Genomic DNA, 16,060 nt, shown 5'->3' on the forward strand with positions numbered 1-16,060 from the left:
ACAATCATTATAAAATTTCTCAAGGAACGATCAGCAGCCCGTTAGCTGCCCCTAATTAAAGATGAGCTGTTACCACACTGTTACATTAGAACTTCCGCTGCTTTTATATCCTTCTGTCGCTAAGACTTGGTAAGACCAATTACTGCCCAGATTCATTCCATGGCTCTTCCATGCGTTAACATGATTGCTGAAAGTGATTGCAGCGTTGCTTCCAGTCGGCCTCTTCGACTGGCGAACACTCCAGTACTGCGTAAAAGTAGTGTTATCGCCATCAATGGAAGGTGCGTTATAACGTGTCGTTGTATATATGTCATATGTACCTCCATCACTCTTTACAGTACCTTTATACGTTCCGGTAGGTCTGTAAGTACCCCATGAATCCACTACATAATATTCGATGAGAGGTGCTCTCGTCCAGCCATATAAAGTCAAATATCCATTGCCATTCGGCGCCCAGACTCCGGCATTATAGTTTATTGTTCTAAATGGCGAGCCTGTAGTCCAGCCTTTACCAACAACGAAATTTCCGGTATTAGACCAATTAACACTGTAATTCCCGCCAGATCCATTGACTGCGTTGACTGTTCCGCCCCCATCAGTCCAATTTTGCCAGTAATCTGTGCCAGCTGCAGAAGCGGTTGCCGAAAACATGCTGATACTCATGAAAGCTGCCGTTAATCCAACTAAGAATTTCTTTTTAAACTTAAACATATGTTACCTCCTATACTATTTTTTCTGACTTTGACATGAGGCAGCACTCGTAAATATTTAAAACAATTACGAACGCCAACGCTTTTGATCGTTCCTTTCAATATAATAGCATGAATACATGAGTGAATATTAAGAACAATTGTAAATTAATTACAAAGACCCAAAAAACTGTATGATAAGCGGTCTTGTTCCACCATGGCTTTTATCCTTATTTTGCAGAATCACAATTCTTGCTTCTAAACCTGATCAGGAACAGTCGAACAATTGAGTGATTTCAGCTGAAACTCTGAGGAAAAGCTTTTTTGATGTGACGGCGACACGTCTGGCTGAAGCCGGAATGTCTGAAAGAATATCTGCAGACAGCGTCTCAGCTGCGCTATTATGCCATCGCCGTATTGGCAAATCCAAAGCAGAAAAACTTTCCCGTTGTCGAAGAAGCGGAATAAGAAAAAATCCCGGGCGGATGCGCCGGGATTTTCTTTTTAATATGTATTGGCATCAATATTATTAAACGCGTCGTCCACGATGCCGAGCGTCATGAGGATAACGAAAAGAACGATGCCGAGAACGGACAAGCCGACCGTCACAATCAGGTAGATCCCCTGCATTTTCACGAACTTTGCATAATTCTCCAGCATATGTTCCTCTGTCAGTTCATTGAACTGCTCCGCCATCTGTCCCGCTTCATTTGCCGAGCGCATCAGAAAAATGCCGGCAATGATCTGCAAAACGCCGGGAATGGCTCCGATTAAAAAGAAAAACGCGCCTGACAGCGCCGCAAACGCACCCACGATAATAAATAAAATACCTGTCGCTTTTCCCCATTTCGAAATAGAAATAAGCGAGCGATTCACTGATTCAGGTTTCAAACTATGGCACTCCTTTACAAAAAAATACTCACTTTTCATTTATACACTATTCGGTCATTCTTTTGAATATAAAATGTGTTTTTTCATGCCGTGTCCGTTTTTGTATCAGAAAATTCCCGAGAAACACCCCGGGAATTACAAAATCGGCGAAAGAAGTCTTGAAATCGATTCTTTAATGCGGATCCGCAGCGAACGCTCCTGATATTCTTCATACGTATATTTTCTGGAGACGAGCAGATCTTCTTTAAATGAGGAAATGAGTTTTTTCGCGATGGTGACGTCATAAATAAAGGCGTTGACTTCAAAATTAAGTCTGAAGCTTCTGACGTCGATATTCGCCGTACCGACGGAAGCCGTCTCATCATCGACGACAATCGTTTTTGCATGAATAAAGCCGTTATCGTAAATGTAGACTGAGGCTCCGGCTTTTAAAAGATCGCCGATGTAAGATAAAGTCGCCCAGTAAACGAAAGCGTGATCCGGCTTGTTCGGAATCATGATTTTGACGTCGATGCCTGACAGACAGGCGATCCTGAGGGCATCTAAAAGACTTGAGTCAGGAATAAAGTAAGGCGTCTGAATCAGGATCGACCGTTTGGCCGTTGAGATCATCTTGATATAGCCGTTTTTAATTTGTTCCCATTCTGAGTCCGGTCCGCTCGTGACAATCTGCATCCCGACATTGCCCTTCGGCTCGCATTCCGGAAAATGATTCGGAACGTATGTGAGCGTATGATGATGGGAGGCTTGGTTCCAATCGAGGATAAACCGTGTCTGAATGGCGTGTACCGCCGTGCCTTGAAGCCTGAGGTGCGTATCGCGCCAGTAGCCGAATTTCGGATTCAGGCCGAGATATTCATCTCCGACGTTAAAGCCGCCGACATAGCCGGTTTCGCCGTCAATGATGACGAGCTTGCGGTGATTCCGATAATTGAGCCGCAAATTAATCGGACGAAGCCTGGAAGGAAAAAAGACTTCCACATGGCCGCCGGCGTCCCGCAGCGGTTTGAAGAATTTTTTTCTGAGTGATCTTGAACCGAGTTCATCATATAACACTCTGACTTTTACGCCTTCCCGTGCTTTTTTTACTAAGGCATCGCGCAATTTTTTTCCCAGTTCATCACCTTTATAAATATAGTATTGAAGGTGAATGTGATCTTTTGCGTTGGAAATGTCCTTCATTAAGCGTTTGAACTTATCGCGCCCGTCCGTCAAAATCTCCACCGAATTATCCTCTGTAAAGACTGCGTGGTTGTTCATGACAAGCATATAGATGAGGTCTTTATTATCCACAGTCGCTCTGTTGTTAAATTGGAATTGCCTCGACTTCAGATCTTTCAGCTGAGACTTCAGCAGCTTTTCAATCCCGATTTTTTTACGGTCCTCCCATTGGAACAGATGCTTGCGTCTCAGGTTATGGCCGAATAACAGGTATAAAATAAACCCTAAAATGGGAATAAAAAAAAGAACCAAAAGCCAAGCCCATGAAGCGCTGGCATCGCGTCTTTCTTTGAAAATCATGATGACGGCCAAAAGTATATTTAAAACGAAAAAAAATCCGAATAAAATAAATGAAATGCTCACTTTGCAACCCCGCTATATCATATTTATCAAGACTGTGCCCATTAGTATTCCGACAAGTGCAGCAATCTGATTCCCATTTCAAATTATAACATTGACATTTTGAAAGAATAAAGAGCCGGAATCAAAGATGAATGCAGTTTTCTTTCAAAGAAAGTTCCGGGTGCGGTAAAATATGCATATATGAAAAAGAAGACAAAAATGACAGCAAAGGGGAGAGGGCATGAAGCTGGAGCATGCGGAACAATTGCCGGGATTCATAAAAAAAGAAATTCAGAAAATACAAATCGCCATTGCGCCGCTGATGAAAAAAAGCATCATTTACCGTTTTCTTGCTTTCCCGCTCGCCGCTTTTAGTCTGTTTCATCTGGCATCGCTTTTGATTCAGGCCCCTTCCGGGAGAGGAGCTCTCGTGTCGGCCGGCATTTTTGCCCTCCTGGCGGCCTTGGGTCTTGCATTGTTTAAGGAAGCCGGCTATCAGCGGAAACAGGTGCAAAAAACGATCCGCCTTTATATGCTGAACAGAATCAGAAAAAGCGATATTCTGTCCGAAGAACGGAAAAGCGCCTATACCCGGCTGATTGCCGAGGAGCCGTCTGCGATGAAGAGCTTTATTGAATTTTTAACGGAAGAAGACCGGAAAAAAGAAATGCTTTATTAAAAAAGAGCTGACGCGCGATCAGCTCTTTTTGTCATTCAAACACCGGGTCGTTCTCATAGTAATATGAATCAGGCGTGTCATACGTATCAGTGCTGTGATAAGCGATAATTCCGATGACAGCGAAGATGACGACTAAAATAAAAGCGAGAATGCCCAATACCACACTGGAAGCCGCGTAAAAAAACTGCATTTTGATAAATGACGCGTAATGTGCAAGCATATTTTCTTCCGCGTTTTCTTCTAGTCCTTCCTGAAGGGCGGCCGCCGCTTTTGCCGAGCGCATCAGCATGACGCCGGAAATGATGAGCAGAACCCCCGGAATGGCTCCGAGCAGCGTCACAATGGCTGACAGAGCGGAAAGAGAGCCCGTGATGATCAGAAACACGGCAGTGATCTTTCCCCATTTGGCGATGTCGGCAAGGGAACGGGCTTTTTTATTGAGCGGCTGGTTTTCGTCTTTGTCTTTATCTATGGTGATCATGACAGTTCTCTCCCTAAAATGTTCAAGTCATATCGTTTTCCGTCCATTTCGGCGATACCCGGGAATACGCCCCATTCGGTAAAACCGAATTTTTCAAACAGCTTAATGCTCGGCACATTATGTCCGAAGATAAAAGCCATCAGGCTGCGGATGCCGATTGCCGGAGCGAGTGCCAGGGCTTCTTTCAGCAGAAAGCTTCCTGCTCCTTTGCCGCGGCAATCCTGATGCAGATAGATGCTGATCTCCGCCGTTTTGTCATAGGCCGGACGGCCGTAAAACGTTTCAAAGCTGATCCAGGCCGCCACTTTGCCGGTTTCATCTTCCGCGACCATCAGCGGGCGCCGGTCCGTGTGCCGCAGAAACCAATCCATCCGGTCTGCGGGCGTTACTTCTTCCGTATCAGCCGTTACCATTCGTGAGGCAATCGTCGAGTTGTAAATGGCCACCACCGCATCTAAATCCTCCAATACGGCTTTGCGCAGGGTCAAATTCATATTCCGGGATCTCCCTTCACATTTCATTACATAAATAAGTGCAATCTGCACATACTATTTCCAAAAAAGTTTTTTATGGATGTGTATATATTTTCAGAAAAGTGTTCAGAATGTTGCTGAGGTGATGAACAAATGAGAGAGGAAGAAAAGAAAACTTCTCAAGTCAAAAAACTTCAGCGGTTTTTTCGCAAACGCTGGATATTCCCTGCAATCTACTTAGTCAGTGCGGCCGTCATTTTAACAGCTGTCCTTTGGTATCAATCCGTTTCGAATGATGTGAAGGACAATCTGACGAACAACGGCGGAAACTCCGCGTATGACAGCGGCAAAGACGATGCCGTCGAAGTAGGCAAGTCAATGGAAAACGTCGCAATGCCGGCTGCTCATTCTGAAAATGTTTCTGTTGTGAAAAAGTTTTATGAAACTGATGCCGCAAAAAAAGAGAAAGAAGCAGCACTTGTTAACTATAATAACACGTACAGCCTCAGTAAAGGAATTGACTTAGCTGAGAAAGACGGAAAATCATTTGATGTTTCTGCTTCTCTGAGCGGTACGGTTGTTAAAGCTGCTAAAGACCCGGTACTGGGGTATGTGGTTGAAATTGAACACTCAGACGGCCTGTCTACTGTCTATCAGTCTTTATCTGAAGTCAGCGTGGATCAGGGCGACAAAGTAAAGCAGAACCAGGTCATCGGTAAATCCGGAAAAAACCTTTACAGTGAAGAAAGCGGAAATCACGTGCACTTTGAAATCCGCAAGGACGGCGTAGCGATGAACCCGCTCAATTTTATGGACAAGCCGGTAACATCTATTGAAAAAGCGGCGGCTGAAGAGAAAAACGCTTTGACAGAAGAAACGGAAGGGTCAATTCAGCAGTCTTCCGAGAAAAAAGATGTGACGCCTAAAAAAGAAACCGAAGAAAAACCGGGTGACAAAGATGACGGCACAAAAGACAAGACAGATGGTAAAGATGACGGCTCAATGAAAGATTCGGGCAAGTAATCTTGATCCCAAAGCGCCTATCAGCTCTGATAGGCGCTTTTCATATTGCCGCATGTGCCTTTATACTAGTAGAAAACGAAGGAGATGCTGAATGAATAAATGTCTGGCGGCCGGGTGGCTCGTCTTTGTTTTCGTTTCTGCTTTGACTGAAAGCTTTCACGATATGGTTGTGTCGCAGACGGTGTCCTTCCGTTTCACGCCCCATCCGGATGTGTCCGGTTTCTTTGTGTTCGATATGGCGGAGCTCGCAATACCGGAAGCGGCGATTCAAAAGCTCGGGCACGCGTTTTCATTTTTTGTGCTCGCCTATTTGTTTTTCAGAGAGAGCAGGCGCATGAAGAGGGCGGTGCTGTATGCATTGGCCGCCGCTTTCCTGACAGAAATCGTCCAGCTCTTTTTCGGCAGAAACGGATGCCTCCGCGATGTGCTGATTGACAGTCTCGGCATTGCCGCATTCTGTGCTTTACAAAGGAAAAAGCATACAGCCAAACATACAAAAACCGGCAGTCTGTGACAGACGCCGGCTTTTTTTATATATTATGGTTTGTCGATTTGTTTTTATGAACGATACTTTCATAGATTCGCACGATCAGATCGACAATCGGACGAAGCACATTTGAAAATCTGAACAGCAGGAATCCGACAATGAGGGAAACGATAATGCTTCCGAGCACATCGATCGGATAGTGGTGGCCGACCCAAATTCTTGAGAAGCCGGTCAAAAGGCCGAAAATCACAAGCGGCCAGCCGAGTTTTTTGTTGCGGAACAGAATCGCAATTGAAATCGCCAAAGCGCCTGTCGTATGGTCACTCGGAAATGAAGCATCCGCGGCATGAGGGATCAGTGTATGAACCGTATGCTCGACAAAGGGGCGCGGCTCGATATAGATCTTCGTGATGAGGTAGTTGACGATAAGCGCCGCAACACCCGTGAAGCCCGCGTACAGGGCGTTTTGTCTGCCTTTTGTGCTTCCGAACAGCCACATGGCAAGCAGGAAAAGGGCGTAGGCGTAAATGGCGTATTCCGTTATAAATACCATGATAGAGTCGAGAATGGCGCTATGGTGCGACAAACCATTGATCGCTTTAAACAGTTCGTAATTCACAAATATCACCTTTTATCTTTATTTTATATGAACAGTGTAATGCTTTTTTCTATGAGACACAATTGGTATTAAAAATAATCATAAAAAAGTAAACAGAATGAAACGTGACTGTATTACTGTGCGTCAAGTATGCGGGAAAAGAATAGCCGAAGGAGTTTTGTCCGTTGCTGAAACGTTTGAAAAATGCCGATCTGCCGCTTGTGTTTGTCATTATGCTGCTTTGCGGATTCGGCTTGTTAATGGTGTACAGCGCCAGTGATGTGATGGGGTCTCAGCGGTACGGAGATCCATCCTATTTCTTCCATAAACAAAGTACCTCTTTACTGATCGGATTATGCTTATTTCTATTTGCCGCCTGTCTGCCGTATAAGCGGTATGCGCGGCTTGTACCGCTGTTTGTGGTCGGTTCGCTGGTATTGCTGCTGCTCGTATTGATACCGGGAATCGGGCTGGAGCGGAATTTTTCCCGCAGGTGGCTGGGAGCGGGCCCGGTTGTCGTACAGCCGTCTGAATTGGCGAAGATCGCGATGATTTTGTATTTCGCTTCGATTTATACGAAAAAGCAGCCGTACATTCATCAATTTGTGAAAGGGGTTCTGCCGCCTTTAGTGATTTTGGGGACCGCTTTTCTGCTGACATTGGCGGAGCCTGATTTAGGGACGGCTTCCTTAATCCTGGCGGCGTGCGGGTCGATTTTATTATGTGCCGGCTTGAAAAAGCGCCATCTGTTCGTGCTCGGCGCGACGGCGGTGTCCGGGGTTGTTTATCTCGCATTTTCCGCTTCCTATCGTGTGAAGCGCCTCGTTTCCTTTACCAATCCGTTTGGTGACACGAACGGGGACGGCTATCAGCTGATTCAATCCTATTTTGCTATTTCCGGAGGCGGGTTTTTCGGAAGAGGGCTTGGAAACAGTGTTGAAAAAATGAACTATCTGCCTGAGGCGCATACTGATTTCATTATGGCCGTGATCAGCGAAGAGCTGGGGATATTCGGTGTTCTGATCGTTTTGGGATTATATTTTGCGTTAATGCTTCTCGGCGTAAAAACGGCCGTGCGGGCTGATGACCCGTTCGGGAAGCTTCTTGCCATCGGAATTACGTTTCAATTAATGTTTCAGGTTGTATTGAATTTGGGAGCGATGAGCGGACTCCTCCCGGTTACGGGTGTGCCGCTTCCGTTTATCAGCTACGGCGGTTCTTCATTGATTATGACGCTGTTTTTGTGCGGCATACTGGTCAATATCAGTACATATGCGAAAAAACAACCCGTACGGCATAAGCGGCCTGTCCCGCATGAAAAAAAGGTTTCTTCTTTTTAATGGAGTCCGAAAAAAAAAACGCCCGGGATATGCTGTCTCCGGGCGTTCTGTCTGTTTATAAAGCTTCTGGTCCTTCTTCTCCTGTGCGGATATTAATCGTGTTTCCGATTTCATAGACGAATATTTTTCCGTCTCCGGGCTCTCCCGTTTTCAGCACTTTTTTCGCCGTTTCCACGACTTGATCAACGGGAACCTTGCTGACAACGATTTCCACTTTCAGCCGTTCATATACATTGCTTTCAATTTTGACTCCGCGGTACAGTTCGGTGTGGGCTTTTTGAAGGCCGCAGCCGTGTACGTTGGAGAAGGTCAGCGATGTGACTCCGATTTTACCGAGTTCCTGTTTCAATGTTTCAAACTTAGCCGGACGCGTAACGATTTCTACCTTGAACATTTGACCGCTCATCTAAGCCACTCCTCACTTTATAAGTCCTGATATGCTTTTTCCCCGTGCATCGTTAAATCAAGCCCGAGTGACTCTTCTTCTTCACTGGCGCGCAGGGGAATGAACAGACCTACAATTTTAATGATAACGAAAGTGACAATAAATACAAATACATAGGTTGCCGCAATGGCCGCAATCTGCTTCCAGAGCAGTCCCGGATCGCCGTAAAACAGCCCGTTTGCCCCGCCGTCATTGACGGAAGTGGTGGCGAATAAACCCGTCGCGATGCCGCCCCATGTCCCGCCGATCCCATGCAGCCCGAAAGCGTCAAGCGCATCATCATAACCGAAAGTCTTTTTGAGCCAATAAACGCCCCAAAAGCAGACAAGCCCGCCGATGAAACCGATTACGATGGAAGAGAACGGCGTAACGAACCCGGCAGCCGGCGTAATGGCGACAAGCCCGGCGATAGCGCCTGATACAGCACCCAGCATGGTCGGTTTTTTGTTCAGCATCCATTCGATTAAAATCCAGCCGATAATTCCGGCTGCAGCCGCGGTGTTTGTGTTAATGAAAGCAAACATCGCGATACTGTCAAGCGTCAGGGCGCTGCCGACATTGAAGCCGAACCATCCGAACCAGATGAGCGCTCCGCCCAAGAACGTGTAAATTAAGTTGTGAGGGGAAGCCGCCGTGCCGTCTTTGCGTTTCCCGAGCACAATCGCCAGCACAAGCCCGGCGACCCCGGAAGAAATGTGGACGACGTTTCCGCCTGCGAAGTCAAGAGCGCCCATTTGGCCGATCCAGCCGCCGCCCCATACCCAGTGCGCAACGGGGGTATATACGAGGGAAGCCCACAAAAAGGAAAATACAAGAAAAGCACTGAATCTCATGCGTTCAGCAAATGCTCCGGAAATAATGGCCGTCGTCAGTACGGCAAACGTCATTTGGAACATCATGAACAAGGAATGCGGGATCGTATCACTGTAACTTCCGGGTTCAAAGCCGACCCCCTTCAGCCCCGCCCATTCAATCCCGCCAAGCCATGTATTGCCGGGGGCAAAAGCGAGTGAATATCCGTACAAAACCCAAACGACGGATACGATGGCGAGAGAAGAAAAACTATGCATCGCCGTGCTGAGCACGTTTTTGCTTTTTACCATTCCGCCGTAAAACAAAGCCAGCCCGGGGGTCATCAGCCACACGAGTAAAGCGCAAAAGAACATAAATACTGTATCGCCCATCTGCATGTTGTATTCCTCCGTCTCATTCAGAATGTAATTGTGATTAATTCATTATTATAGAGAAAAAAGAACGATAAAACATTTTCATGTAAGGTTATCTAACATGGTTTTTTGCGTTCATAATGTTGCTTTTTCAAATGGGTGTCGTGCGACTTTATATCCATAAAAATAGCGCCGGAGCACGGCGGAAGAAATCCTGTCCGGGAAAGAGTAAAATAAACGGGGTGAGAAACACTAACTGCATCAGGAGGAATCATTATGACAACATCATTAAATCTGCAATTTGAAAAAACGGCTTTGGTTCTTATTGATTTACAAAAAGGCATTGTGCCGATTGATAAAAGCGGTACCGTTGTGCCGAACGCGAAAAAATTAATTGATGTGTTCCGGGAAAAAGGCGGATTTATCAGCTTTGTGAACGTGGATTTTCATGACGGAGCGGATGCGCTGAAGCCGCTGACGGATGAAGAGGCGGCGGGCCATTCGGCTCCGCCGGCGGATTGGGCTGAATTTGTGCCTGACATCGGAGTGAAAGAAAACGATTATACGGTAACAAAACGGCAGTGGGGCGCGTTTTTCGGCACGGACCTGGATCTTCAGCTCAGAAGACGGGGAATCGACACGATCGTGTTATGCGGGATTGCGACAAACATCGGTGTGGAAAGCACGGCGCGGGAAGCTTTTCAGCTCGGGTATCAGCAAGTTTTCGTAACTGACGCGATGGCGACATTCAGCGATGAACAGCACGAAGCGACACTCAAGTTTATCTTCCCGAAAATCGGCAGAAGCCGGACGACGGAAGAATTTATCGCACAGACAAAATGACAATCTCCAAAAAAAGCCGCGTCCTGTTCTTGACGGCCGTGGCTTCGGGGACGATGCTGAACCCATTGAACTCGTCGATGATTTCTCTTGCGCTTCACAGTATTCAGCATGAATTTCACCTGTCGTTTACAACGGTGTCCTGGCTGATATCGTCCTTTTATCTTGCCAGTGCGGTGGCGCAGCCTGTTACCGGGAAGCTCGGTGATATGCTCGGCAGGAAGAAGCTGTTTTTGATCGGGCTTCTGCTTGTTGCCGTCTCGGCGGTCGGCGCGCCGTTTGCGCCGACTTTCATGACTTTGCTGATCATGCGGCTTTTTCAATCGATCGGTAGCAGTGCGATATATCCGTCCGGCGTCGGATTGATCCGTTCAAATATACGGGAGAAGCAGGCTTCGGCGCTGGCCGTCCTGTCAATCTTTGCATCAGCCATGACGGCGCTCGGTCCGACTCTCGGCGGTTTTCTGATCGTTTGGGGAGGGTGGCCGGCGATCTTTTTCGTCAATCTGCCGTTTATCATTCTCAGCTTTTTTCTCGGAATGTATATGTTTCCGAAAGATGAAAAACGCGAGATCGGCGGCTTGAAAGGCGTGCTCCGCCAGCTTGATACGATCGGGATACTCCTGTTTGCCGGGGCGATTATCCTTCTCCTGTCGTTTTTATTGTCCTTCAGTACGAAGCCTCATTATACAGAAGGTGTATTCGGGCTTTTGTTTGTCGGGCTGTTTATCTGGCGCGAGCTGAAAACAGAGAAGCCGTTTATTGATGTCAGGCTGTTTAAAACGCATCGGAAACTATCGTCGGTGTATATTCAATTTATTTTGCTGAATATATTCTTTTACTGCATCTTTTTCGGGCTTCCGAGCTATTTTCAGGATGAAATGCATTTGTCCGTTCAGACAAGCGGATTGATTATGCTGTTTATGTCGGGCATGAGTATTCTGGTGTCGCCTCTGACCGGAAAATGGATAGATAAGAAAGGGCTTCTTCAGCCGATTGTTGCCGGAACCTGCCTGACCGCGATCGGGGCGGTGCTGTTAACGTTTTTCTTTCTTCAGGCGCCTATGATAGGAAAAGGGCTGATCCTGTCCGTGCTGGGTGTCGGCTACGGCTTCGGAAATGTCACGTTTCAGGCGGCCATGCTGAAAACGAGCCCCGCCGACATGGTCGGAACAACGTCCGGCCTGTTTCAGACCTGCCGGTATCTCGGTTCGATTTTGTCTTCTGTCATTTTGGGCATTCTTTTCGGAAAAGAAATTACCGCCGGCCATTTTCATATGCTCGGCACGATTCTTATCGTTGTCGGCGCTGTAAGCCTTTTGATGGCATTCCGGTTTTCGGTTCTCCTCAAAAAAGCCTCTTAACAGGCAGGCGCAACAAAAAGAGACGGGCTCTCCCCGTCTCTTTTTTTGTGTAATGTGCTCAAAAATCAAAACGATTATTGTCGACAGCGACCAATGTTATTTACGGAATTTTCAGTTATATTTTTTCACATGTGATGTAAGGAAAACGTACATGCGGGAGGGAGAAAATGACAAAAACAACGAGTGATCGGCTAAGCAACAAAGATTTACTGCCTTTAGAAGACGGCGAACGGACATGGAAAGCGGTGAATTTTGCATCCATCTGGATGGGCTGTATTCATAATATCCCGACCTATGCGACTGTGGGCGGGCTCATTGCGATCGGTCTTTCTCCGTGGCAGGTGCTCGCCATTATCGTGACGGCGTCACTCATTTTGTTCGCAGCTTTGGCCTTGAACGGCCATGCCGGAACGAAATACGGCCTGCCTTTTCCGGTCATTATCAGGGCTTCTTACGGAATATACGGTGCTAACATTCCGGCGCTTCTCAGGGCGTTTACAGCCATTATGTGGCTCGGAATTCAAACATTTGCCGGGAGCACGGCTTTACACATTCTGCTTTTGAACATATGGCCGGGCTGGGGGAGCCTCGGCGGAGATTGGAATATATTCGGGCTTCATCTGCCGGGCTTTCTGTCGTTCATTTTCTTTTGGGGCATTCATCTGCTTGTGCTGCGGCACGGCATGGAATCAATCAAAAAATTTGAAGTGTGGGCGGGTCCGCTTGTTTATCTCGTCTTCGGCGGCATGGTCTGGTGGGCGATAGATATTGCCGGCGGGCTCGGACCGATTTACTCACAGCCGGGAAAGTTCCATACCTTTTCTGAAACGTTTTGGCCGTTTGCAGCAGGGGTGACGGGCATTATCGGGATATGGGCGACATTGATTTTGAATATTCCTGACTTCACCCGGTTCGCCGCGTCGCAAAAAGAACAGATTCGCGGCCAGTTTTACGGCCTGCCGGGAACGTTTGCGCTGTTCGCGTTTGCGAGCATTACAGTGACATCCGGATCACAGGTAGCATTCGGAGAACCGATTTGGGATGTGGTGGAGATTTTGGCCCGGTTTGATAATCCTTTTGTTATCGCTCTTTCGGTCATCACACTTTGCATCGCCGCCGTCTCGGTTAACGTGGCGGCAAACATCGTGTCACCGGCCTATGACTTGGCGAATGTCCTGCCGAAGTATATTACATTCAGGAGGGGAGGGTATTTGACCGCCGTTTTGGCTCTGTTCACAATACCGTGGAAGCTGATGGAGAGCGCCACGAATGTTTATGCGTTTCTGGGGCTCATCGGCGGGATGCTCGGACCGGTGGCCGGGGTGATGATGGCTGATTATTTTATCATCAGAAAAAGGCAGCTCTCAGTTGAAGACCTTTATTCGGAAACCGGACAGTACACTTATTACAAAGGCTATAATTACCGGGCCTTTGCCGCGACTTTTCTCGGCGCGTTTATTTCTTTAATCGGGATGTACGTCCCGGCGTTCGCCGGCATCTATGATATCTCCTGGTTTGCGGGTGTCATTTTGTCATGTCTCGGTTATACGGCGCTTATGTGCATTCATCCTCCTTATGCAAAAGCGGAGGGACGAATCGCGCGGGAAAGAGCGGCCGAATAAAAAAAGCCGGGGGCTGCCCCGGCTTTTTGTCATATCAGTCTGCGATTGAAACGTTTCCGTCCGCTTCAAGCGGCGTTCTTTTTTTCTGGCTCCAGCCATACAGGAGTAAAGCAATCAGGACGAACAGCCCCGCGGCCAGATAAATCGAATGGAATCCGGCCGAAGCGACGAAGAGGCCGAATACATAGGACCCGCCGGCAATCCCGCTGTCAAAGAAAGTGAAGAAGGTAGCCGTCGCAAAGCCTGAACGGTGTCCGGGCGAGTTCTGAATCGCCAGCGTCTGCATACACGGTACGATAGAGCCGTATCCGAGACCGATTACGGCACCAGACAAGAGAAGCATGAGGGCGCTGTTTGTCATCGCCAGCATGCAAAGCCCCGCGGAGAACACGATAATCGACGGATAGATGACGATTCCCGGTCCCACTCTGTCAAACAGCTTTCCTGTGAAAGGACGGGCGGCCATCATCGTTACGGCGAAACAGACGAAGAAATAGCCGCTGACATCCAACAGGTGGATCGTCTTTGCATAAACGGATAAATATGAAGTCACACTTGAATAACAGAAAGAAATGGACAACCCGACAATCGCGATTTTAAGCGCGCCTTTTTCAAACATGTCGGAGAAAGAAAAACGGAAGACAGTCGTTCCGCTGTTGTTTTGATCCGGCACACGAATCATAAAAGCAATCAGCAAGCCTAAAGAAACAAATACAGCAAAAATCGTAAAGAAAACCGGAAACGAAATGACTTTCACAAGGCTCAGCCCGAGAAAAGGACCGATCGCCATGGCAAGGTTCATAGACATCGCAAAATAACCGAGCCCCTCGCCGCGCCGCTTGGCGGGAATAATGTCAGCGGCAATTGCGCCCGTAACCGTCGTTAAAATGCTGAACCAGATGCCTTGGAAAAAACGCAGTCCGAGCAGCAGATAGAAATTGTGTATCGGCAAATACAGATAAGAAGACAGGGCGAACAGCGCCAAGGATACAATCGTCATTCTTTTCTTGCCGAACCGTTCAATAATCGCCCCTGAAAAAGGACGGGTGATAATAGCAGATAACAGGAAAAGGCTGATCAAAAGCCCTCCTTGCGATTCACTGCCGCCAAGCTCCTGAATCATATAGATAGGCAGCACGGCCAAAAATGTATAAAAGAACACAAAGACAAATAAATTCACGAGTACGACCATAATAAAATCTTTGGTCCAGATCGAGTCAGATTTACTCAAAAGTACAGCACTTCCCTTTCTTTTCTATTTCGTTAAAAACACATTCAGAAACTCAGAAAAAGCTTCCTTATCTCCATCCTGGAAATCCGCAAGCATGTCTTCCTCGAACTTCAGCATCTCTTGATTGATGCTGTCGTATTTCAATTCAGCTTCCTTCGTCAGGACGACGAGCTTTTCCCGCTTGTCTTCTCCCTGTTCCCGCTGAATCCAGCCGTTTTCTTCAAGGCGTTTGATCGTTCTGGTAACAGTCGGCGCCTCTACGTTCAGATAGGACCAGATTTCTTTTTGGGTCATCGGTCCGATCGTTTTTAAGCAATATAGGATTGACCATTGAGAGGAGTACAGGCCGAATGGTTCCAGCCGTTCATTGGCTTTCTTCGTAATCAGGCGGGCGCATTGATTGATTTGATGAATGAGGCGTCTGTTGACGTGGATCATTTCCGTTCTCCTTTTCAAAAAACTTACCTAAGTAACTAATTGTGCTGTTTCATTCTACAGCAGGATCGCGCGGATGTAAACCCCCCGTTCAAAAAGCAGAAAATTATGACCCGCCCCTTGTCCTTATTGAGTTTTTAGCATATTCCCAATTCATTGCTAATACACTGTTACAAACCTATCAAAGAGAGTGTTTGAGGTGAGGGATCGTGGGCATATTTCTAAAACCTTCTTATATAATCGGACAACGAAGAAGCTGCATCATCAGTGAATCTGTTACAGAATACGGATCTCATTTCACACTTCTCACATCCAACTGGGGAGGTCGAGTGGTGTGCACGATTACATCAAAGAGCGAACAATCAAGATTGGTAAGTATATCGTGGAGACGAAAAAAACCGTTCGTGTCATTGCGAAAGAGTTTGGTGTTTCCAAAAGTACCGTACACAAAGATCTGACGGAGCGCCTGCCTGAAATTAATCCTGACTTGGCGAATGAAGTAAAAGAAATACTCGATTATCATAAATCCATCAGACATTTAAGAGGGGGAGAGGCGACGAAATTAAAGTACAAGAAGGATGAAATTCTTGAAGGGGAGCCCGTTCAGCAGCCGTAGCGCCTGACGTCTGCCGGGCCCTTTTTTCTCCTCCCGGGCGGTTTCGCGAATATCCGCAAAATTTTGTCAAGAACTTATATCGTTCAGCAGCTTTTTTTTGATAAATTATGATAATAT

At 47.0% G+C, this 16,060-nt stretch carries 18 protein-coding genes; 8 read left to right on the forward strand and 10 right to left on the reverse strand.

Annotated elements, in window-relative coordinates:
• Positions 1-69: 69 nt before the first annotated feature.
• From xynA to cls, 3 genes are all read right to left on the reverse strand, one after another.
• The gene (xynA, locus tag OQ477_RS13365; RefSeq protein ID WP_094296216.1) at positions 70-711 is read right to left on the reverse strand and encodes an endo-1,4-beta-xylanase XynA; all 642 of its coding nucleotides are present in this window, start codon (positions 709-711) and stop codon (positions 70-72) included.
• 482 nt (positions 712-1,193) lie between these two features.
• A complete protein-coding gene (locus OQ477_RS13370; RefSeq protein ID WP_021494822.1) occupies positions 1,194-1,580 on the reverse strand; it encodes a DUF5362 family protein in 387 nt (128 codons plus the stop codon).
• 135 nt (positions 1,581-1,715) lie between these two features.
• Positions 1,716-3,164, reverse strand: a complete 1,449-nt coding sequence (cls, locus tag OQ477_RS13375; RefSeq protein ID WP_007407575.1) for a cardiolipin synthase — start codon at positions 3,162-3,164, stop codon at positions 1,716-1,718.
• A 220-nt stretch (positions 3,165-3,384) separates the two neighbouring features.
• Between cls and OQ477_RS13380 the strand changes: the two genes are divergently transcribed.
• Positions 3,385-3,822 carry a DUF5392 family protein gene (locus OQ477_RS13380; RefSeq protein WP_014419085.1) on the forward strand — a complete coding sequence of 146 codons (438 nt, stop codon included), beginning with the start codon at positions 3,385-3,387 and terminating at the stop codon, positions 3,820-3,822.
• 31 nt (positions 3,823-3,853) lie between these two features.
• Here the strand turns inward: OQ477_RS13380 and OQ477_RS13385 are convergent, their stop codons facing one another.
• Complete coding sequence (locus OQ477_RS13385) at positions 3,854-4,303, reverse strand: DUF5362 family protein (protein WP_007407573.1); 450 nt, start codon at positions 4,301-4,303, stop codon at positions 3,854-3,856.
• A complete protein-coding gene (locus tag OQ477_RS13390; protein ID WP_087920810.1) occupies positions 4,300-4,791 on the reverse strand; it encodes a GNAT family N-acetyltransferase in 492 nt (163 codons plus the stop codon). Before OQ477_RS13390 ends, OQ477_RS13385 begins: the two co-directional genes overlap by 4 nt.
• A gap of 138 nt (positions 4,792-4,929) precedes the next feature.
• Between OQ477_RS13390 and OQ477_RS13395 the strand changes: the two genes are divergently transcribed.
• A complete protein-coding gene (locus tag OQ477_RS13395) occupies positions 4,930-5,799 on the forward strand; it encodes a M23 family metallopeptidase (RefSeq protein WP_109567267.1) in 870 nt (289 codons plus the stop codon).
• Positions 5,800-5,890: 91 nt separating this feature from the next.
• Positions 5,891-6,313 carry a VanZ family protein gene (locus tag OQ477_RS13400; RefSeq protein ID WP_014419083.1) on the forward strand — a complete coding sequence of 141 codons (423 nt, stop codon included), beginning with the start codon at positions 5,891-5,893 and terminating at the stop codon, positions 6,311-6,313.
• A 16-nt stretch (positions 6,314-6,329) separates the two neighbouring features.
• Here OQ477_RS13400 and OQ477_RS13405 read toward each other — a convergent pair whose 3' ends face one another.
• The gene (locus tag OQ477_RS13405) at positions 6,330-6,905 is read right to left on the reverse strand and encodes an undecaprenyl-diphosphatase (protein ID WP_017418754.1); all 576 of its coding nucleotides are present in this window, start codon (positions 6,903-6,905) and stop codon (positions 6,330-6,332) included.
• A gap of 164 nt (positions 6,906-7,069) precedes the next feature.
• Here OQ477_RS13405 and ftsW point away from each other — a divergent pair, with 164 nt between their 5' ends.
• Positions 7,070-8,224 carry a putative lipid II flippase FtsW gene (ftsW, locus tag OQ477_RS13410; protein WP_017418755.1) on the forward strand — a complete coding sequence of 385 codons (1,155 nt, stop codon included), beginning with the start codon at positions 7,070-7,072 and terminating at the stop codon, positions 8,222-8,224.
• Positions 8,225-8,279: 55 nt separating this feature from the next.
• On the opposite strand, the gene OQ477_RS13415 is transcribed toward ftsW, so the two are convergent.
• Both OQ477_RS13415 and OQ477_RS13420 read right to left on the reverse strand, forming a co-directional pair.
• Complete coding sequence (locus OQ477_RS13415; protein WP_014419080.1) at positions 8,280-8,630, reverse strand: P-II family nitrogen regulator; 351 nt, start codon at positions 8,628-8,630, stop codon at positions 8,280-8,282.
• 17 nt (positions 8,631-8,647) lie between these two features.
• Positions 8,648-9,859 carry an ammonium transporter gene (locus tag OQ477_RS13420; protein ID WP_003151223.1) on the reverse strand — a complete coding sequence of 404 codons (1,212 nt, stop codon included), beginning with the start codon at positions 9,857-9,859 and terminating at the stop codon, positions 8,648-8,650.
• 252 nt (positions 9,860-10,111) lie between these two features.
• On the opposite strand from OQ477_RS13420, the gene OQ477_RS13425 reads away from it, so the two are divergent.
• The 3 genes from OQ477_RS13425 to OQ477_RS13435 all read left to right on the forward strand — a co-directional run bounded on the left by OQ477_RS13425 (position 10,112) and on the right by OQ477_RS13435 (position 13,661).
• Entirely contained in the window at positions 10,112-10,678 is a 567-nt protein-coding gene (locus OQ477_RS13425) for an isochorismatase family protein (RefSeq protein ID WP_012118644.1), read from the forward strand.
• A complete protein-coding gene (locus OQ477_RS13430; protein ID WP_014419079.1) occupies positions 10,675-12,039 on the forward strand; it encodes an MFS transporter in 1,365 nt (454 codons plus the stop codon). The genes OQ477_RS13425 and OQ477_RS13430 overlap by 4 nt, the downstream gene beginning before the upstream one ends.
• A gap of 167 nt (positions 12,040-12,206) precedes the next feature.
• Positions 12,207-13,661 carry an NCS1 family nucleobase:cation symporter-1 gene (locus tag OQ477_RS13435; RefSeq protein WP_265972755.1) on the forward strand — a complete coding sequence of 485 codons (1,455 nt, stop codon included), beginning with the start codon at positions 12,207-12,209 and terminating at the stop codon, positions 13,659-13,661.
• Between the two features lie 34 nt (positions 13,662-13,695).
• Here OQ477_RS13435 and OQ477_RS13440 read toward each other — a convergent pair whose 3' ends face one another.
• Complete coding sequence (locus OQ477_RS13440) at positions 13,696-14,892, reverse strand: MFS transporter (RefSeq protein ID WP_014419077.1); 1,197 nt, start codon at positions 14,890-14,892, stop codon at positions 13,696-13,698.
• Positions 14,893-14,916: 24 nt separating this feature from the next.
• On the reverse strand, positions 14,917-15,330 hold the full coding sequence (locus tag OQ477_RS13445; protein WP_007407562.1) for a MarR family winged helix-turn-helix transcriptional regulator: 414 nt from the start codon (positions 15,328-15,330) through the stop codon (positions 14,917-14,919).
• Between the two features lie 331 nt (positions 15,331-15,661).
• Here OQ477_RS13445 and spoIIID point away from each other — a divergent pair, with 331 nt between their 5' ends.
• A complete protein-coding gene (gene spoIIID, locus OQ477_RS13450) occupies positions 15,662-15,943 on the forward strand; it encodes a sporulation transcriptional regulator SpoIIID (protein WP_003151236.1) in 282 nt (93 codons plus the stop codon).
• Positions 15,944-16,060: the final 117 nt, after the last annotated feature.

Origin of the sequence: Bacillus sp. ChL18 (assembly GCF_026241425.1) — a bacterium.
GTDB classification, from domain to species: Bacteria; Bacillota; Bacilli; order Bacillales; family Bacillaceae; genus Bacillus; species Bacillus velezensis.